This is a genomic window from Acaryochloris sp. CCMEE 5410 (assembly GCF_000238775.2).
Classification (GTDB): Bacteria; Cyanobacteriota; Cyanobacteriia; order Thermosynechococcales; family Thermosynechococcaceae; genus Acaryochloris.
The window spans coordinates 2,893,344-2,912,973 of sequence record NZ_AFEJ02000001.1; the positions used below are offsets into that span (position 1 = coordinate 2,893,344).

Here is a 19,630-nt window from a genome sequence, read left to right on the forward strand (position 1 = left end):
GCCCATTCCAGCAGTTAGGGAGTAAGCAGCAGAGAAGTTCCCTGTCCAACCCCTAGCTGGGTTAGCAACTCTGATCGGAATGCAGCCTGAAGAACCTGTTTTGAAGAAGGATCAGACTGCAAAACTGCTTGATAGGGCTTTTGGCCCCGATAGTTGCCAGGTGGGTTGTAATTACATACCCAAATTTCTTGAGGACCTGAGCGAACATAGGCACAACCGACTTCAGTCGTCTTCTGCCAAACTAGCTGGGTATAGTGCCCACAAACCGCAGAGCAGCGATTGGTCTCGTAATCATAATGCTTGATTTCATCGCCCCACATATTCACCACTTCGGTCGGGGAGAGTTGTTGGTGAGCTGCCCACGTTAAGTTCTCTCCATAGGGATTATTGGGACGGTGGTAGAGTCGGAAATTATCGTTAGCCAAATGATTCGCCCAGGCTTGGGCATGCTTGGCCAAATCATCTGACCAAGTGAGCGGGGGAATACCTGTTCGCTGACGCCATTGATTATGAGCCTCTAGCATCTCTCGTGACCACGTTGGACGATGCACATTAAGGCTGGTAGAGGCTTGGGTATGAGATGGATTGGCTGGCTGGGCAGGATGATCTGTACACGCTAACGCAACCGATGTTGCAACACTACCGACACCCACCAAACTGAAAGCAAGACAAAGCGAAAAATATAGCTTACGCAGCATGGAAACACATCATCAAATTACTCAACATAGATGAATCACCGGGTTCAGAGATACTTCAAGCCATAAAAAAGGCCTATCCAAAATAAATAGGCACTCGAAAACATGTCCTACTCCTAAATTTCATGCATTAAATGACTCCAAAAGGCATGGAGTAGCAGAAAGGAATCGACAATAGTTTTTTCTAAAAGAATGAAAAATCAATATCGTTGTCGGGCTTTACCTCTATCAACGATTGAGCAGCCCTATTTCTGTCCTCAAAATTGGCAGAAAACAAACGGTGTCTATATCTTGTATAACTGACGAAGAGAGAAAAATAGTCCAGTGGAAATACCGAATTCTAAAAAAAACGATTTTAAATCCTTAATACTTCTCAGCATCAGTACTGTTTTAAAGCTATCAAAAAGCGAAAAACACTGAACTCTAACATATTAATTTCATCGACAAACAAAGAGCATTAAGTTACTCATGTAACAGAGCATTGAGTCTGATGCTTTACATCAAATCGGTGGCATTGTGTAAATGTTTTTCTAAGGTGGATTGTGGCAGAGGACCTTGCAAGTGTGACCAAGGCAAGATTTGATCTGTTGGCCATTCCTGAAAAACGTAAAAGTCTAGAGAAGGAATCTGCCCTTTAAGTTGCTTAAACGCTCGACGATAGCTCCCGAGGGAATCGCCAAAATGCCGAGTCAGTTCTAGTAGATGAGAAATCCGTCGGTCACCCCGAGCAATTAAGGCCTGGATAATTGACCAGTTATAGCTTTCAGGCCTAAAATCAATCCCTTGAGATCGCAACTTCTTCTGCATCAATTGCAGCGACTTCTTAGCTGTAGGGTTGACGCCAAACCACTGAAAGGGCGTATGGGCTTTGGGGACAAAGGTGCTGCATCCTAAGGTTAATCGCAATCCAGGCACCTTTTTCTTTAACTGCAACATTAGATTAATCGTCGCTTCAACGTCCGTATCTGTTTCCCCTGGAATACCCACCATCCCATAAAGTTTTAGGCCTTTCAGTTGACCTTGATAAGCATTGGCAGCCGCTTGGTGAATCTCGTCATTCTGTAATTTCTTATTGATAATCTGCCGCAACCGCTCAGAGCCACTTTCAATCGCAATGGTAATCGAACGAGTATCCCGCTGAGCCAGGACCTGGGCGAGCTTGACCGTCACAGTATTGGTCCGCACGGAAGCAATACTTAAACGCACCTGATCTCGGTCAGGGTGGGCAAAATAGTCGATCAGCTGCTCAAATTCTGGATGTTGCGTAACAGAGGCTCCTAGGAGGCCAATACGGTTGGTAACAGCTAGTCCTTTTTCAATTTGGGGGAGTAGCGTTTGGGCCACCTCTGGAGTCCGAAAGGGGAGCGTTAAATAGCTAGCCAGGCAAAAACGACACATTTCTGGGCAACTCCGCACCACCTCCACCATATAGATACTTTCCCAAGCTGCTTTAGGGGTAACAACCGTTGAGGCGGACAAGGTATTGCCACGATAGGTCTGTTTTTGGACCTGGGCGGGTACGTCTGGAGTGTGGGGTTTGATGGTTGCGATCGCACCCTCCGATGCCTGGTATTGAATCTCATACAAGCTGGGAATATACACCCCAGGCACTTGGGCTAAGGTCAACAGTTGGGTCGCACGGTCGGCTTGATGTACCGTTTGAAACGTATCAATAAACTGCCCCAGTAGCTCCTCTCCATCCCCCAACAGAATCACATCAAAGAAATCAGCAAAGGGTTCGGGATTAGCAGTCAGCACTGGCCCACCCCCAAAGACTAAGGGATGAGCCGCTGTGCGGTGCTGACTACGCAATGGGATATCCAAGTCCTCCAACATCTGCAAAATATTGGCATAATCCAATTCCCAGGACAGAGAAAAACCCAAGAGTACGGGATGTTGGGGGAGGGGTTCCTGGACATCTGTGAAAAGTCGGCTAACCTGTAGATCAGAACGTGCACACAGCATGGCCCAAACGACTTGGAAGCCCAAACTCGTTATTCCTACACAGTACGTGTTTGGAAATGCGAAAATAAGCGGAAGCCTATTCGGTGTTGGCGTTCCTGGTGTAAACAATAATTGCTCTGATTGAAAGATTGAGGTTGACACTTAAACTAGAGACACTTTGATGTCTAGCAGAGGCTAATGTAACAGCATTTAGGTTTAAACATCTTTACATATGTGTTATCTCTCCAACACTCTCAGGTAAAAATAGCTTTAATACTATCGTCCAGGTGATGTGTCTTCATTCGTTTCTTAAATAAGGGCAATCTTTAGATACAGATTAACAAGGACCCAATCCGTTAATTACGCACATGCCACACTCCCAACCCCAATTGCAATGTCCCAATCTCAGATGTCGAGCAGTCAACTCTGATCGAGATCAGTTTTGCCAGAAATGTGGGACATATTTACCGAAACGCTTTCTTTGGGTTGTGGGCGCTCGTGTAGATAACTTTCAAGTGGGTGACCTCCTAGAAGATCGGTTTCTGTTTCAGGGGCCGAGAGTGGTCTTCGATACCCAACCGGGCATTCCTCTCAAAATGAGTGTTGAGTTACCGGATACCTTAGTCCCTTACCTGAAGCTATTTCCTTACCGACTCCATCTGCCCCAAGTCTATACCCTCCTGTCTTTAGGAGACCCCGAACCTTCCCTTATGCTCTTACTAGAGCACGCACCTCTAGGCACTGCCGATCTGGATCCGAGTCACCAGGGTGGACTAGCCCTAGGGGCAGGTATGCCGTTATTTGATGCTTGGGCCAACGCCCAACCTCTGCGCCAACTCCACTGGCTCTGGCAAATTGCTCAGCTATGGCAGCCCCTCCGAATTCAGGGGGTGGCGTCGAGTTTATTGCAACCTGACTTTATGCGGGTCGAAGGATCCCTCTTTCGGTTATTGGAATTAGAAAATGATTTTCGCCTAGAACCGAGTTTGGCAGACCTAGGTTTAGTTTGGCAACAGCTCATTCCCAAAACTAGCGGTAAACTCGCAGACTCCTTAGATGGCCTCTGTGATCAATTAGCCAGTGGCGAAGTTGAATCAGCAGAAGAACTGCTCGCCCAATTGGAAAGCTGGATTGAAAATATCCATAAAGCCTATCGAGTCAAAATAGATATTGCGACTCGTACAGATACAGGCATGGTTCGCGAGCATAACGAAGATGCTTGCTATCCTGCAGATGGCGCAGTCACCCAAAATTCGTTAGAGCGAATGGCGATTGTTTGCGATGGAGTGGGGGGACATGCCGGTGGCGAAGTCGCATCCGGTATTGCTATCGAAGCGCTACGGGATCATCTTACTCAATTACCCATTGATGATCTCTCACCCGCTGATGTGATTACAGAATTAGAAAATGCCTCCTTTAAGGCTAATGATCTCATTTGCCAGCGGAACGACCAAGAACAGCGCCAGGATCGTCAACGGATGGGAACCACGCTGGTGACGGCGTTATCCCAAACGCACCAAATTTATGTCTCGCATATTGGAGATAGTCGGGCTTACCTGATCACCACCCAAGGCTGCTACCAAATCATGGTAGATGACGATATTGCATCTCGCGAAGTGCGATTGGGGTATGTCCCTTACCGCGAAGCCCTCCTCCAACCCGCTTCCGGATCGTTGGTCCAGGCCTTAGGCATGGCCTCTTCGTCAGTGCTCCGGCCAACGGTTCAGCGATTCTTACTGGATGAGGACTGTTTGTTCCTGCTGTGTTCAGACGGCCTGAGTGACTACGATCGCATTGATATGATTTGGCGAGAGGAGCTGCTACCTCTCCTCCAAGGCGGCACCGACTTAGCCAGCACGAGCAAGCGTCTGATCGAACTCGCCAATCAGCTCAATGGTCATGATAATGTCACCGTTGGTTTGGTACATTGCCATGTGACGCGTCAACGCCAAAGTACCGGCGCAACTGGCTTAAATAGTGCGCCAGCAGAAACATCAGCCCCGGTCGATAATACACCTCCAACGGTTTTACCCAAGACTCAAGCCGTTGCTCCCGACGCTCCTCTTGCTCCAAAGCGTTCAGGGAGTGGATTCGGCCTATGGATTTTATTGGGCCTGATTTTATTAGGGGTTGGCGGCGCAGTGGCTTACCAGCTCGGCTTTCTCAAACTCCCTTTTCTGAATCAGCCCATCGCAGATTCTTCGGCTTCTCCTTCTCCTGAACCCAGCCTACCTGACACTCCCCCTCCTCCTCCTGATTTAGCTCAAGCGAATAAGTTGGATGTCCTCCGGTTAGTCAGTGCCAATGATCAACCCATTGAGATCTCCGTCGTCAAGGATCCAAAAGAACTATTACAGGGCATTGGTGGCGTGGATGACGCAAGCGTAGATGATCCACCGACAGAAACTTCAGACTCTAAAATCGCGCTAGGCTCTACCATTTCTATTCCAAGCGATAGTTTAGTGGTCGTTGATGGAATCTTTCCGCCCCCTCTGGCTGATGCATCAGATAAAACCGCACCAGGCGCTCCCATCCAAGCACTGCGGATTCGAACTTGCCAGCCTGTAGAAGAAGTTTCAGAACAAGAAGGTACGGGTATTCTGCCCCCCGAAAAGTTAGATGAAAAATTAGAAAAAGAAGGAGCAGACCCAGACGCCGATTCCGTCGCTCAACTCATCGATGAAAAACTGAGTGATGAGAATCCTAGCGGATCAGTAACAACCCCATCTACCCCCCAAATTGGCTGGGTGGATCGATCTAAGTTGGCCTCATTAGTGACAGAAATTATTCCCGCTGCCCAGCTCAGTCCTGAACAGCAAAAAGCTTGTACGCCTGCGCCTCTAGAAGGCAAAGATATTCCAGCAGGTGCTCCTATTGGCTCAGATCCTGCCTCATGAGTTATCAGTCGGATGTGCTGGAACAACCCCAAGTTCTACGCCAGCTGATTTATACCTATCAGCACCATACCGTTTGGTCTATCTTATCTGACTATCCCCAGAGGTCCATTCTTCTGACAGGTATGGGAGCCTCCTACAATGCCCTCTATCCAGCTTGGTTTTACCTGAACCAGCAGGGTAAAACAGCCCTTCATCTCGAAACCTCTACCTTAATTCACTACCTTCCGACTCTGCTAGAGAGACCGAGCCTGATCGTAGCCGTCTCTCAATCGGGCGAAAGTATTGAACTCCAGAAATTAGTGGCGCAAATTGAAGCTCGACGCCATCACAGTTCACAGCCTCCTGTGCTGATTAGCGTTACGAACTCTCCACAAAATACCTTGGCAGACCATAGTGATGTGGCATTGCCCACGGCCGCCGGTCCCGAAGTGGGGATTGCCACCAAAACCTATACCAGCTCGATGTTAGTGCTTCACTTTATCGCTAGGGCATTGACAGGCCAGTTACAACCACAAGACTTTGAGTATGGGGATGCGATCGCATCCCAAGCCCAAACCTTTCTCAAAGAGCAGCAAGCCGACATCTCCAACGCGTTTAATGTCCTAAAGGCCAGTTCCTACATCAGCATTATTGGCCGTGGTCCAGCCTTAGCAACAGCCAACAATGCCGCCTTAATGCTTAAAGAAGGGGTTCGCATACCTGCTGAGGGCTATTCGGGCGGGCAGTTCCGCCATGGCCCGAGAGAAATGATTGTTCCCCAGATTGGTTCGATTGTCTTAACTAGTCCTGATGCCACCCTGGGCATCAATCAACGCCTTGCAGCCGATATTGTCGAGTATGGCGGGCCAGTAGTTTGTATCGGCCAACCCACCATCGGGACAACCCATATTCCGCTGCCTGAGATTGAAGATATTTTTCTCCATCCCCTGTTAGAGATTTTGCCCATTCAGCAACTAGTTGCCCAGTTAGCAGATCAACAGAATATGACACCTGGAGAATTTCGCTGGTCCGGTAAAGTCGTTGACCAAGAATAGCCGTTACTCTGAAAGCATCAGCGCTCTCAGAAATCTGAGAGCGCTGAAATCATGGTTATCGAGCAATTTTTGGAGATAGCGACTTTGAAGCCTAGCTCAAGCCTGCACAGAGATGCTCAAAATAGGGGCTAATCTCATGGCCTGCTGCAGAACCCACCACATCACTGGTCACCTCTTGCATCGCTCGAATGGCCTTGATTGTTGCGGCTAGAGACACACCTAAAGCTAGGTAGGTTTCCTTGAGACCATTGAGCACACGCTCATCCAAAATAGTCGTATCGCCAGCAACCATGGCATAGGTCGCATAGCGAAGATAAAAGTCTAGATCCCGCACACATGCAGCATAACGACGGGTCGTTGGTAAGGCATCGCTACCTGGCACATCTAGGGACTTAGCAACCGCCTCTTTGACAATTTCTGCTGCGTTGTCACGGATAATTGCAGCGGCTTCAACTTTCGGTTCATCAATTTGGAAGCTATGTTTGAGCTGCTGTAAAGCACCACCATCAATGTATTTGCCTTGAAGGTCAAATGAGGTAATCACAGAGGTGATTGTGTTTTCCATCATTATTTAACTTCCTTACCTGCTTCCTTGTTAAATGTCGATAAAATCTAAAAAATTAAAAGCTTTATAGCTCTACATTGGCCATTATTCGGAGCTAACACCACTACTGGCTAAACATTTGCAGTAATTCAATGCTGCTGTGAGAAACGGATGCAGATACTACCAAATCTATAAACCACATCTTCTATAGTAACCTGAGACCGAGCAGAACGCTTTAGATTGAATCTATTTTGTCCATAACTTAAAAGTCTCCAGAGACTATTTTCAGATAAGACGGTCACCATCACAGACTAGCTGTAACAGTTTTTAATATTCTATTAAGCATCCATTTATTGTCTAGAGTGGACTGCTCAAGATGGTTCTCTAGAGATACATTCTACTCCCTAAGCCTCCAGGGTTAAACCATGACTGCTGGCGATCTCAAGATTCACTAGACCACTTTCTCTAAGGCACAACGGTCAGTAATATCAGTGCGTTAATCATTCTCCCAACCCAACGTGAAAACAGCTATAGTTCTTGTGGCTGTATTGGGACATATGTTCCTTTTCAAGACCTTTAGCTATGACTAACTCCCCTGTTTCGAATGGTCCTCACCCTCTGTTGAAAGCAGCTTTGGGGACATTAGATATGACAATTGAGTCTGAAATGTCCCTGTTTCGTCAACATCAGGCTCTAGTGGAGTTGCCAGACGACGTAAAGGAAGAAATCAGTGAACCTCAGATGCTGCCTGAAACTACACACTCAGAGGCGGTATCTACAGAGGATTCTGTGACTTCTAGCACTGCACCACAAGACGCTATTTCCCCATTACAACTAGAAGATGTTGCGGAGGATTTAACGCCATCCGAACTCGCACTCTTCCAGGTTGAGACAGACTCTGCCAATGATTCAGAAGCAAGTGATTCAGAGAATAGTGAGACAAAACTGGATCAACAAGAAGCCGTCTTAGAACCTTCACCCAGATTTAAGCGGCCTGCTGGCGTTGCCGGGGCCCCTTTACCTTCTGAGGCTACGGAAAATGATCCTCATCTGTCTAAACTCGACCCAGCCATTGATGACTATCTCGATTCTTCCACCGCCTTACGCCAGCACCTTGAAGAGGCTGTAGCTGAACCTGAGACGCCACCGGTAACGACTAACAATCCATTGACTCCAAAGAGAATCATGTTACTGGTGGGGGGCAGCATTTTAGGCGCATTAGTTGTCGTGCTGTTTCTTCATGTCACGGGCTTACGCAATAAATTATGGCCTCCCAAGCAACCTCGGCCATCCGCCCCAGTCTCAGCGTCTAGTCCCCCTAAATCCCCCAGCGCTCCAGCTCCGCCTAGTGAGTCTCCTCTTGTCGCGACCTCACCACCGGGTCCTGACTTATCCAAGAAAGAGTTTTCTGATGTCAATTTAGAGAATTTGAGTCGCCTAGACCCCAGTTCCTCACCCTCGCCCTCTCCTGCCACTAGCCCATCTCCTCAGCCAAGCGCAGCTCCAACGCCAGCAGCAACGCTATCCCAGAAACCTGTGCCTATTTTGAAAAATCAGACGTCAGAAACAGGCTTGTTCTATGTGGTGATTCCTTACAACAATGCAGCTTCGCTCCAACAAACCCGCAAGATAGTACCTACTGCATTCCTGACCAATGGTACAGGCGGCCAACAGGTACAGGCAGGCGCTCTAGAATCCTTAGATGCAGCAAAGCGATTAGCTAAACAGCTCCGGTCCAAGGGGCTATCTGCCGCCATCATTGCGCCAGGCTGATATTTAGCTTCTGGCTTAACTAGCCTTAGCCAGAGGGGAGAGAGTGACGGGTGGTGCATACCGAGTTGAATCAGCAGCATCACTTGACTCAGGTAAAAGAAATTCTCGAATAACCCGTACCAGTGCTTTTTGCAAAAGACCAGTGGCAATTTGTTGGCCTAGGGCTTGGGTTTCAGGTTTAACTAACAAAGGCGGAACCACGCTGGCAAGCTTGACGGGGTCAAAACCAGGCGTTTCTTGTAACAAGCCAAAAATACGTTGAATATGGCCAAAATTAGCTTCTAATTCAGCCACCGAGGCTTTATCAGTTTCCCATCCCATCTGTTCTCGAAATTTAGCCGTTAAACCATGCCAAGTGGTCTGTCCAAAGGCATCGATGCCATTGACGAGTTCTTGGGCCATCCGATCTCGAATCAGTTCTCCTCGTTCTGAGAATAGATAATCGAGGGCTTGGTCCAGGGATCCACTTAGATCGTAATCAAAGTTGTTGCGGGCATTTTTCATCAAGTTTTCGAGGCGATTCCAGCGAAAACTACTTTCTTTAAACAGTAAGTCTTTCAAACTTTCCCGAAGTTCAGGGGCAGGATCCGTCAAAATTCGTTTGGCAACATAGGGATAAGCTGCGCTCAAAACTTTAAAGTCTTTATCTACCCCAATGGCAATGCCTTCCATGGTCAGTAGGGAACGCACAATCAGGGCGTAGTAGGACGGGACCCGAAACGGATACTCATACATAATTTCAGACAGCTGATCAAAGATGCTCTGAATATTGAGTTCCGCAACGCTGGCCCCCAAAGCATTGTTAAAGACGATGCCTAGGGCCGGAATAATGGGTTCTAAATTAGTGTCTGGAGTTAGGAAGCCTAAGTGGACATAGTCGTGGGCTAAGGCTTCAAATTCACGATTAATGATGTGGACAATAGCGTTAATCAGACCATAGCGCTGTTCAAGCTTGATTTCGCTCATCATGCCGAAGTCAAGGTAGGCCAACTTGCCATCCGGTGTAGCCAGCAAGTTGCCCGGATGAGGATCTGCATGGAAAAAGCCATGCTCTAGGAGCTGCCGCAGGGAGCAATTGACGCCAACGTCAATCAGGTGGCGCGCATCAATGCCTTGGGCCTGGATTTTCTCGGGCTGATTGAGTTTGGTCCCCGTGATCCACTCCATGGTCAAGACCCGGCGATTGGTATATTCCCAATAAATTTTAGGAATATAGATTTCAGGGAGGTATTCATATAGATGGGCAAAGCGCTCAGCGTTGCGCCCTTCCTGGGTATAGTCGACTTCTTCAAAAAGTCGTCCGGCAAATTCATCCAGGATACCGACTAAATCACTGCGGATAGATTTGTTGTTTTTTTGTACCCAGGCGGCTAGACCCCGCAGAATATAGATATCGAGGGTGACCTGTTCTGCCAGATCAGGGCGCTGAACTTTGACGGCCACCCATTCTCCAGAGTGCAGTTGCCCCTTATAAACTTGGCCTAGGGAAGCGGCAGCAATAGGTTCGGGGGTTAATTGAGCATACAGATCTTGAGGTGGGTGTCCCAGTTCTTCTTCGATAAAGCGATAGGCAATCTCATTCGAGAACGCTGGCAGTTGGTCTTGAAGTTTGGATAATTCTTCTAAGTACGGACCTGTAAGAATATCAGGACGCGTAGATAAGGCCTGACCAATTTTGATAAAAGCAGGGCCTAGGGCGGTGAGGGTTTCTCTTAATTGGACCGCCCGCCGCTTTTGCCGTTCAGGAGAGGTGGGGGTTCGCTTATCCCACCAACGCCGGGCAAAGAGCAGAAGAAATGGCCAGAGGATGGTGACCCATCGCTGAAGGACTCGAAAAATTTGACCTTGAAATTTTTGCTGAATCTTGGCTGGATCGTAAGCCTCAAACTCTATGGCTGAGGTGAGGTTCGAGGGGTTCTCAGTGGCCACGGCTACCCCAGAAAAATCGGCTGTTGATGGGCCAGCGGGCAGAGAAGGGGACTGTGGGGAGGTCGGTTCAGCCAAGGTCATGGGTGCAAAGATCTAGGACAATATTGCTTTAGACGTATCAAATCGTTACGGCATGGGCCAGGATAAGATACGGTCTCTTGTAAAGCATTGTAACAATTAAGCTGTCCTTCTGTTGGGTTAAGACGCTTTGCGATGGGTTAGGGAATGGGTTTGCGGTAATCAATTGTGATTGCAGGAAGAATAAACACCTACAAACAATCTACGTGTTTGTAAGTGATGCATTGACGATGCAGATTTCCAATAGTTGATATCCCAAAAGGCTTTGTATTGCCTTAAATCTAATAAATATATTTGATTTACATAGTTCTCATCTAGAGAGAATCAACGCAGCTTCACCTTCTTTGGGGATCATTCCAGCACCAGAATGTTAAAGATTCAAGACTATCCGATAGATTAGTGCGTGCAGGAAATGACACGCACATTGCAAGCATGTAGTAATTGGTAGTAGAAAAAAGTTTAATATCTTTGACTATCGATATCTATGGCTTAACGGTCATTATATTCATATTGCCGAGAAAAAATCCAAATTAGATCGATTTAATAATTTAAAAGGTTAAAAATGGCGATAATTGATTGATTTTAATCAATTATTTGTCAAATAAGGCTGAGCAAGAGTTGGTATAGATAAAGATATTTCTTCCTTTTTTGTTCATTGAAATGGTAGTTAAACTTTTTTTACCTTTTAAGTTTTGAACACTTATCTCCAAGCACCTAGCCTATATGTAGTGTTTTTATTTAGAAGAAACGCTATATGTAGCGTTTCTTCTTGTTTGCAATTCTGAGCCAATCGCTAATGGTCGATCACGGATTGGTAATCGTAGGCCTGCTATCTCAAAATTCATGTAAACTTGGGTGATTAAATCGCATATAGTGCAAATTTATTCCGTTTTTTATCCCTCAACGCTAGATGTGCCATGGTTGCCACTCAATCTTTTATAACTGAACTCAGCGAATCCCAAAAAGCGGTTCTCCAAAAATATCTGATCGAAGATGAAGTCTCTTGGGAAGACGTCGTTCACCGGGTAGCGACCTATGTTGCCAGTGCGGAATCCACCCCTGAACAGCAAAGCTATTGGCAAGAGAAATTTCTGTCGATCCTCCAGCCCATGAAGTTTGTACCTGGTGGGTCTATTCTCGCTAACTGTAATCATGGCACCCGTGGCTTGCTGAATTGTTTTGTCCTTTCCGCTGAAGATCACATCCACGACATCACTAAGTTAGTGTCTGACTCAGTACTCACTACCAAATTCAGAGGTGGGGTGGGAATCAATATTGGGGCAGAAGGCTCCAAGGGATATATCCGCCAAAAAGGTGCCCCATTCCAAGATGGGAAAGCGCTTGGTCCCTGTGCAGTCCTAGATATGGTGTCTGAGAATTCCAAGAAAATCACCACTGGCAACAAGGCCCGCCGAGGTGCGTTTCTGTTTTCCATGAACTGGAAGCACCCTGATATTTGGGAGTTTATTCAGGCGAAAACCCAGTCCACTATTGATGCCAATTTTGCTAAGTCCATGATTGAGCAGTTAGCCCAACTGGCTCAACAGGATGAGCCGTCTCAGGAAAAACAAGAGAAGCTCAAAGCTTTACATACAGAGGTCGGCACGGCTTGGGTAGAAACCCATTTGAATCCAGAAGGGAAACGCGATCGCAGATGGCATAACGCCAACATCTCAGTGCAGCTAGATGACGAGTTCTTTGCCAAACTCGATCAAGGCGATGAAGAGGCCAACAAACTCTGGCAGGCCATGGCTGAAAATGCCCATGCCACCGCAGATCCTGGCTTACTGCTGATCGACAATGCCAAGCGTCGGAGTCCGATTCGAGATTTTGTCACCTGCACCAATCCCTGTGGGGAAATCTTCCTCCCCCCCAACTCAGCGTGTAACCTCGGCTCTCTAGTGCTCACCAAGTTTGTCCGTCGGACTGCAGAGAGCAACATTGAAATTGATTGGGATGATTTAGCTGAGACCGTCAGAATTGCGATTCGCTTTCTGGACAACGTTCTTGATGTCTCTGAGTTTGCGACTCCTGACCAAAAACATAATGTCCGTGATGTCTTTCGCCAGTTGGGCTTAGGCATTATGGGTTGGGCTGATTATCTAAAACTCGCTCGAATTCCCTATGATTCAGCCCGACACTTAGAAGAAATCGATCGCTGGGGCAGCTGGATTGCAGATCATGCCTATCGGACCTCAGAAGCAATCGCTGCCGAGAAAGGAGCCTGTGGTGTTTGGGATCAGATTAAAGATCTCCAGACCGGCAATCCGTTTGAACGCTGGATGGATAGTGAAGGGAACTACTATAACGGCACAGAAGCTCACCATAACGATCGCCAAGATTTGACCCAAGTGCCTCGTCGTAACTCCACGGTTTTATCCATTGCCCCCACGGGGAGCATTGCCCAACTGGCTGCCTGCTCTTGGGCCTTTGAGCCAGACTTTGGCTTAACCCTATGGAAGCAAGTGTTTGTGGATGCTTCTCGCAGTCAGCAAAACTGGGTGCAAATTCTCAATCCTTATTTGGATGAATTGAACCTACCCGAAGCTGATGCTGAGATCGTCAAACAAACGGGATCGCTTGCAGATACTAACTATGGCAAGCAGCATCCAGACATTGCCCGTAGCTTCAAGATTGCCCGGGAGATTCCGCCCGGTTGGCATATCCTTGTGCAGTCCAAATGGCAGAGCTGGATCGATTCTTCTATTTCTAAGACCATCAATCTTCCGGCCCATGCCACCGTAGACGAAATCAAGCAGATTTATCGGTTGGCCGAAAAGGCAGGACTCAAGGGCGTCACCATTTACCGATCTGGCACCTTAGACTCTGAACCGATCAAGGTCGGCAATAGCGAGAAAGACTCTTAGTCCCCATTACCCAGACGCAGAAGAAGGTATAGGCATGGCCCAAACGGATGACTTATTAGGCTTAATCGATAGCTTTCCAGATGCCTTTAATCAGGTTGAAGGGAAGCCTGATGGTGCAGCGCCGATCGACCCCGCCTTAGACTCCAAACTACAGCAGCTAATTGCTGAATTTCCCAGTGCTTTTGTAGATCCTGCAACCCATATGGATGGAGCGGATAGCCAAGCTGAACCTGTCAGTGAGGAACATACCCTCCCTGACACGGAGGCAGCTGCAGAAAAAACTGAGCCTGTGCAACCGGCTCCAACTCCTCTGCCTTCAGCCCAGCCAGGAACCTATGCCCATGCCCTGACACGAACCATCTCCACGTTTACTTGGGGACAGGTTGAAGTGAATCTGACCTATGGAGACAGCGGCTTGCAGTCGGTTTGGGTGACAGTGGGTAAATCGGGAACTGAGGTGCAGTCTCTTTGCGAAGCGATCGCCCGTTTAATCAACCTGTTGCTTGTCAACCAAACCCCAATCCCTGAGATTGCTCGCCAAATTCGCGGCATTCGGGGAGCAGATTCAGAAGGATTAGGTCCTAATCGTTTCTTAGGATTAGCTGATTTAATCGGTAAGGTATTGCAGGAAGCTCCCACAGCCTGGCAACCAACACAGCCTAGCCAGGAACAGGCCGCACCTCCGAAGCATAATGGCCATAACGGTAACGGGAATGGCAATGGCCATAACGGCAGCGATACCAAAACTGCAGTAATGCCGACTGAAGTGTGGACCACTATTGCAGACCATGATCATGCTGCTTCTATCTGCCCTGAATGTGGGGCCGAACTCCATCAAGTGAATGGGTGTTCTGGAGGTGCTTGTGTGGTCTGTGGATACAGTAGTTGTAGCTAAGCGGCTCTGGAAAGATCACAAATAAACTGAGTGGCCGTCGGCAAGTTACTTTGAATGCTCGTCGGCCTCAGGCTGTTTAGGAAGGCATAATTACGCATTCCACAGGTTAAAGCCACGGTTTTAATCTTCATGGCTTGAGCTGCTAATACATCTGCTTCCGTATCACCAATCATCCAAATTTGCTGGTGGTTGGTCAGCCCCATGGCATTGATTGAATCCTGGATTAAAGACTGTTTGCAGACCGCATAGTTTTTATAGGCTGCCTGGGTATCATTCGTTCCCCGGATCAACCGGAAGTAGCGCGTTAAATGATGCTGCTGTAAGACTTGGTCCACTTGTTCTTGGCAGCGGAGGGTCACAACCGCTAGTTGTGCACCTTGGTTGAGCAGGTGTTCTAAGGCCTGATGGACACCCGGTTGAAGACGGTCTTCTTGAAGCAGCAGTGGCTGATTCACAATCGCCTGAACCTGCTGCATAAAGAAATCAATATGATTACCAGAGAGTCCAGATAAGTAAGCAATCTCGATATCAGGCCGCTTTGATTGCTTCATACTCCAAAACTGGGCATGGCTTAAAGGAGTCAGCGCTAGCGTGTCGCCTTGGTCTTGAATATATGCTTGGGTCTCAGCGAGAGCAAGCTGATAGGTTTTGTAATATCGTTGCGAGACATCAATCAGGGGACCATCTAGATCACAAAAGATGGTGAGTTGTGATGTTCTTTGAGTTCCAAGCCAGTCATTTTTTGCTGTAGCTTGAGCAATGTCTGATGGCGATCTAGGTAGTGTGAAGGCTGGCACACCTGTCATAGGCAAGACCGACTAGGAGTCAGCAATATATCTTTACTTGAATTTAACATTTTTTTATGAATTCGGTAGAGTTCAATTTATCTTAAATTTTTTTTGTCAAGGTTAACTTACTCATAATCGTGCCCAGTCCCATAGGTCCATCCGTCATATCGACGTTGCCAATAGTATTGTTGTTTCGGGTTCAAACTATCACTCCACTGCTTGAGAGCAGGGATAAGGCGATGCAGCTCGTTATATAAGCCCAAGCCCATGTAATGGGGAATCCACTTGAATAACGCCACTAAACCCACATGCCCCAAAATTTTAGGGGTCAGTTGCGGATGACGCAGGGAAATCTGGAGCAAGGTTTGCGATAGGGCAGGGAACTGAACAATATCCTGGAGAAAAGGTTTGAGAACGGGGTCTCCGAGTTTCTCCATTTCCTGGAAAACGACCTGGAGAAGCTGATTGATTTGTTGGGGGTTCAGATCGCGATCGGCGGGAGCCCGCATGGATTGCTGAAACAGCCAGGTCACGGATAGGTTGGGTTGATAGGGCTGCAGTAGGTTGAGATCCTTTGTCCCTAGGGCATCGGCACCAAGGGCTTCATGAATACCTGCATCGAGACGCCGCAAATGGCGAATCATGGCTCCAAAGCCGCCAAAACTGAGAGGGGATTGACTACCGCTACTGTCCCCTATCGGCATAATGCGGTCCCAGGGATACTGGAGGGGACTTTGTTCATAGCTGGGAAACATACCAAATAAGGCTCGCAAGATTTTGACCTCTGCTAGATCCGTATCTTGGTACTCAGGTAGCCGGTCTAGATAATGGCGAAACACATGCTCCAAGCTAGGGCGTTGAGGATGCAGGTCAGCATAGGTAAACATATAGGTCGTGCGACCGTCTCGGGCAGGGAACGCTTCCCAAAAATACTGACATCGATCTTCGATGGGGGTGAAAGAGACCAATAAATCTCCGGTGTCTCGAACGGGCAGTCCTTGCGCACAAGTGCCGACCACTAAACAGATACCTGCAGGGGTTTGCCCTTGACGGGCTTGGACGGCAACGGGAGAGAAATGCCCCATCACATCCAGCATCAGTCGGGCCGTGAGGGTCGTGTCTGTTTGAATCGCCACGCCATCGGGATGAACCACAACGTTGGAAAAGGCGGTCTGTTCTTGTAGCTGACCTCCCGCTTCGAGAAATCGAGCTTTTAGGGCATCCAATAAAAAGACGGGGTCAACCCCAACATTGAGGACATCTTGAACCCAAACCGCAGGTCCCCCCATAAACTGAATCCGATTGGGGTTAAATTCACTAGCAATGGCGGTGTCTAGTTGTGCTTCGGTGAGCAGTTCTAGCTCTACTAAAACCGACAGCTCAGCTCTGGAGATATTCCATTCCTGTTCGCGGCCTTTGAGAATTCCTCGCTCTAAAATTAAGACCCGCCAGCCTCGTAACGCCAGGGTGGTGCCAATCATGACGCCTAAGGTGCCACCACAGATCACCACATCCCAATCCACCGTCCCTAGACGTTCGGTACTGTCTTGAACGACAGTGGGAATCTGTGCGGGTGGCCCTTGGCGCAACTGGCTCCAGCGACGATCGGCCTGTTGCAAATTGGCCAGAAAGGGCGCGGGTAGGGTGGCGATTAATTCAGCAGTCGAGGGCATTCAGGCAACACAAAAAGACATCTCTTTTGAAGATACCTAATTGGCGTCGACTGCGGGGGGGAGAGATGACTTATAGGGTAACTTGACGATAAAGGTGGTGGTTCCCTGGCGACTGGACACAGAGATTTCGCCTTCGAGTTGTTCAATCAACTTTTGGACGAGGGCTAGTCCTAAACCCGTTCCGCCTTGTTTCCAGGGGTCGGCATTGGGGACTCGATAAAACTTATCAAAAATCCGGGGTAGCTCCTGTTCTGGAATTTCGGCCTCATTAGTCACTTGCAGCCGCAACATCGGCTTTGGAAATTCCAGATACTGCAACGTGAGAGAGACCTCGCCACTTTGGGGCGTATATTTGCAGGCATTATTTAATAGCTCTGCCAAAATTCGATCTAAGCTGACGCGATCGGAATGGAAGGTGGGGATACTTTGGTCGCAGTTTACCCGTAGGTTAAGTTCTCGATCTTTAATTCGGGATTGAAACGGTTCGAGAGCCCGAGGCAGCCATACTTGGATTTTGATCGGTTCTGACTTGATTTGATTGCCGCCTGCTTCGAGACGTTGCAGATCTAATAGGTCGTTAATTAGTTCTGTTTCTCGACTACATTCAGCGTCCAAAATTTTGATATAGCGACGCTGGCGAGGTTCAAGGGGAAACTGGCTGAGCATGTGAATCGCCATTTTGATATTGGACATAGGGGTCCGCAATTCATGGGATACGGTACTCAAGAAGTCGTCTTTGAGGCTATTGAGACGTTCCAATTCCCGCATTTTTTGCTGGAGTTGGGCGGTGCGATCTTCTACCTGTTGAGCCAGGTTGGTATTTAAGTCTTGGACATGTTGGTGAAGTTGGGCTTGATGAATTGCGATCGCACATTGATCCGCAATGGTTTTGACCAATCCTCGTTCATCGGCATTCCAGGTTCGAGTTTCTACGGCAAGCCTTTCCTCCGTGGATTCCTGGCAATGATACAGACTAATGCTGCCTAAATAGTTCTGTAAATATTGCAGGGGAGAAATCAACAGGGTTTGAATGTTGCATTGCTCACATATGGCAATGAGTTCAAGATCGAGATCATTCGTATCCGCAAAAACCACCTGTTGCCCTTGGGCTAAGGTCTCTTGAGAATGCCGCAAAAACATCTCATTGGCCTGAATTAAATCTTGGCGTCCAATAGCGGTATCACTCACATAATGATCCGCTAATTCACCATCTGAATTCATTTGAACAATCAGACAATGGCTAGCACCCAAGGCTTCCGTTAACAGACCCACGGTAATTTGCAAGACTTCAGCCGTGACCATCGTCCCCCGCATGGCTTGGACAATGCGATTGATAATGGATTCTCGCTGGGCTGTATGTCGGAGTTTCTCTTCCGCCCGCTTACGCTCTGTAATATCAGTGACGTAGCTGCGGACTAAATCACTTTCAACAATATAGTGAATCGATTGTTCGTAAATATTTTGGTCAATTTCTACTTCCCGAACAAAGAAGTTGCTCTTGGACGAATGCTCTGTTTGCACCATTTTCAGCAGTCCCTGCAACATGGGGTGCGCCACCCCTTCTTTGGAGATATCAGGAAACTGCATCACCGCAGCCGGATTGAGATAGGTCACGGTGCCTTGCAAATCCATTTCAAGAATGGGACTCGGCGTTAACTCAGGGAAAGACGCCATCCGTACCAGAGACGCTTCGCTCATATTCTGCAAGTCAGCGTCATCCGGAACCAAGGTCTGGAAGGGATTGACAGACTGCGACAGAATCATGGACAAGTCTGTGGCCTCACAGAACTTATCAAAATCGGCATCTGACAGATTAGAAACAACAAAGTATTTGGTTTTGACATCCCCCCCAAAAATGACTACATCTCCATGTTTGAGATCATGGGAAAAGAGACGACGACCGTTCACAATCAAGCCGTTTGTACTGCGTTTTCCTTGCAAATCACCGTCAATAATTCGGAAGAGAAAATTAGAGGTTTCCGGGGCGGTAACTCGCAACAAAATCGCATGCTGACGAGACACCATTTTGGAATGCAGCACAATCGAATTGGTAACATCCCGACCAATCGAGTAAGTAGCAGCTTCTAAGGAAATGGTTCGACGCCCTTCGGCATCATCAATGATGAAGAGATGTCTGAAACGTTGTCTTTGATCCTGCTCAAGGTTACTCACGATTTGGGCTGTCAGTCGCGGTAGGGTGAATGGTTAAAAGAGAGATGACTGTAGTATGCCTCTATTGCTTGCTGAATTACACCTGTTGACTATTGTGTCATGAGGGTTAGACATTTCTCTTTAGAAAGGAAAGTTTAGTTATTTTGCTATTATTTGCCTCTTTGCTTTAGCTTCGCAATAGTACAGCGATTTTCCCAAGCATACCTCGACTCTAACCTAACCCCAATAGGAATAATGACTATATCTGAGTCAATCTGATACGACAACACGCTCCGCCCGCATAGTTGATGATGAGATAAGGTATTGATGTTTCCAAGTCGCTCAAAAGACTGATCAGCTCT

Annotated in this window: 12 protein-coding genes; 5 read left to right on the forward strand and 7 right to left on the reverse strand. The window is 47.7% G+C overall.

Annotated features, from left to right (window positions below; translation table 11 throughout):
• Positions 1–14: 14 nt before the first annotated feature.
• Together ON05_RS13290 and ON05_RS13295 are read right to left on the reverse strand one after the other, a co-directional pair.
• A complete protein-coding gene (locus ON05_RS13290) occupies positions 15–698 on the reverse strand; it encodes a CAP domain-containing protein (RefSeq protein WP_010467733.1) in 684 nt (227 codons plus the stop codon).
• Between the two features lie 492 nt (positions 699–1,190).
• Complete coding sequence (locus ON05_RS13295; RefSeq protein ID WP_029314918.1) at positions 1,191–2,801, reverse strand: radical SAM protein; 1,611 nt, start codon at positions 2,799–2,801, stop codon at positions 1,191–1,193.
• Between the two features lie 206 nt (positions 2,802–3,007).
• Here ON05_RS13295 and ON05_RS13300 point away from each other — a divergent pair, with 206 nt between their 5' ends.
• Positions 3,008–5,536 carry a protein phosphatase 2C domain-containing protein gene (locus tag ON05_RS13300; RefSeq protein ID WP_010467731.1) on the forward strand — a complete coding sequence of 843 codons (2,529 nt, stop codon included), beginning with the start codon at positions 3,008–3,010 and terminating at the stop codon, positions 5,534–5,536.
• Complete coding sequence (locus ON05_RS13305) at positions 5,533–6,570, forward strand: SIS domain-containing protein (protein ID WP_010467730.1); 1,038 nt, start codon at positions 5,533–5,535, stop codon at positions 6,568–6,570. The genes ON05_RS13300 and ON05_RS13305 overlap by 4 nt, the downstream gene beginning before the upstream one ends.
• Positions 6,571–6,661: 91 nt before the next feature.
• On the opposite strand, the gene ON05_RS13310 is transcribed toward ON05_RS13305, so the two are convergent.
• Entirely contained in the window at positions 6,662–7,135 is a 474-nt protein-coding gene (locus ON05_RS13310; protein ID WP_010467729.1) for an allophycocyanin subunit beta, read from the reverse strand.
• 561 nt (positions 7,136–7,696) lie between these two features.
• Here ON05_RS13310 and ON05_RS13315 point away from each other — a divergent pair.
• Positions 7,697–8,887, forward strand: coding sequence for an SPOR domain-containing protein (locus tag ON05_RS13315; protein WP_236618794.1), 1,191 nt, complete (start codon positions 7,697–7,699; stop codon positions 8,885–8,887).
• Between the two features lie 15 nt (positions 8,888–8,902).
• Here the strand turns inward: ON05_RS13315 and ON05_RS13320 are convergent, their stop codons facing one another.
• Positions 8,903–10,897 (reverse strand): AarF/ABC1/UbiB kinase family protein, encoded by a 1,995-nt coding sequence (locus ON05_RS13320; protein ID WP_010467727.1) that lies wholly within the window; start codon positions 10,895–10,897, stop codon positions 8,903–8,905.
• A 914-nt stretch (positions 10,898–11,811) separates the two neighbouring features.
• On the opposite strand from ON05_RS13320, the gene ON05_RS13325 reads away from it, so the two are divergent.
• Together ON05_RS13325 and ON05_RS13330 are read left to right on the forward strand one after the other, a co-directional pair.
• The gene (locus tag ON05_RS13325) at positions 11,812–13,761 is read left to right on the forward strand and encodes an adenosylcobalamin-dependent ribonucleoside-diphosphate reductase (protein ID WP_010467726.1); all 1,950 of its coding nucleotides are present in this window, start codon (positions 11,812–11,814) and stop codon (positions 13,759–13,761) included.
• A gap of 34 nt (positions 13,762–13,795) precedes the next feature.
• Entirely contained in the window at positions 13,796–14,656 is an 861-nt protein-coding gene (locus ON05_RS13330; protein WP_010467725.1) for a ribonucleotide reductase, read from the forward strand.
• Here the strand turns inward: ON05_RS13330 and ON05_RS13335 are convergent.
• The 3 genes from ON05_RS13335 to ON05_RS13345 form a co-directional block, all read right to left on the reverse strand.
• Entirely contained in the window at positions 14,653–15,462 is an 810-nt protein-coding gene (locus ON05_RS13335) for an HAD hydrolase-like protein (RefSeq protein ID WP_010467724.1), read from the reverse strand. The two genes, ON05_RS13330 and ON05_RS13335, sit on opposite strands and share 4 nt — an antisense overlap.
• 107 nt (positions 15,463–15,569) lie before the next feature.
• A complete protein-coding gene (locus ON05_RS13340) occupies positions 15,570–17,117 on the reverse strand; it encodes a lycopene cyclase (protein ID WP_010467723.1) in 1,548 nt (515 codons plus the stop codon).
• 36 nt (positions 17,118–17,153) lie between these two features.
• The gene (locus ON05_RS13345) at positions 17,154–19,289 is read right to left on the reverse strand and encodes an ATP-binding protein (protein ID WP_010467722.1); all 2,136 of its coding nucleotides are present in this window, start codon (positions 19,287–19,289) and stop codon (positions 17,154–17,156) included.
• Positions 19,290–19,630: the final 341 nt, after the last annotated feature.

Coding starts and splice junctions, on each gene's coding strand:
- ON05_RS13290 (WP_010467733.1), bottom strand. CDS start 698: ATGCTGCGTAAGCTATATTTTTCGCTTTGTCTTGCTTTCAGTTTGGTG.
- ON05_RS13300 (WP_010467731.1), top strand. CDS start 3,008: ATGCCACACTCCCAACCCCAATTGCAATGTCCCAATCTCAGATGTCGA.
- ON05_RS13305 (WP_010467730.1), top strand. CDS start 5,533: ATGAGTTATCAGTCGGATGTGCTGGAACAACCCCAAGTTCTACGCCAG.
- ON05_RS13310 (WP_010467729.1), bottom strand. CDS start 7,135: ATGGAAAACACAATCACCTCTGTGATTACCTCATTTGACCTTCAAGGC.
- ON05_RS13315 (WP_236618794.1), top strand. CDS start 7,697: ATGACTAACTCCCCTGTTTCGAATGGTCCTCACCCTCTGTTGAAAGCA.
- ON05_RS13320 (WP_010467727.1), bottom strand. CDS start 10,897: ATGACCTTGGCTGAACCGACCTCCCCACAGTCCCCTTCTCTGCCCGCT.
- ON05_RS13325 (WP_010467726.1), top strand. CDS start 11,812: ATGGTTGCCACTCAATCTTTTATAACTGAACTCAGCGAATCCCAAAAA.
- ON05_RS13330 (WP_010467725.1), top strand. CDS start 13,796: ATGGCCCAAACGGATGACTTATTAGGCTTAATCGATAGCTTTCCAGAT.
- ON05_RS13335 (WP_010467724.1), bottom strand. CDS start 15,462: ATGACAGGTGTGCCAGCCTTCACACTACCTAGATCGCCATCAGACATT.
- ON05_RS13340 (WP_010467723.1), bottom strand. CDS start 17,117: ATGCCCTCGACTGCTGAATTAATCGCCACCCTACCCGCGCCCTTTCTG.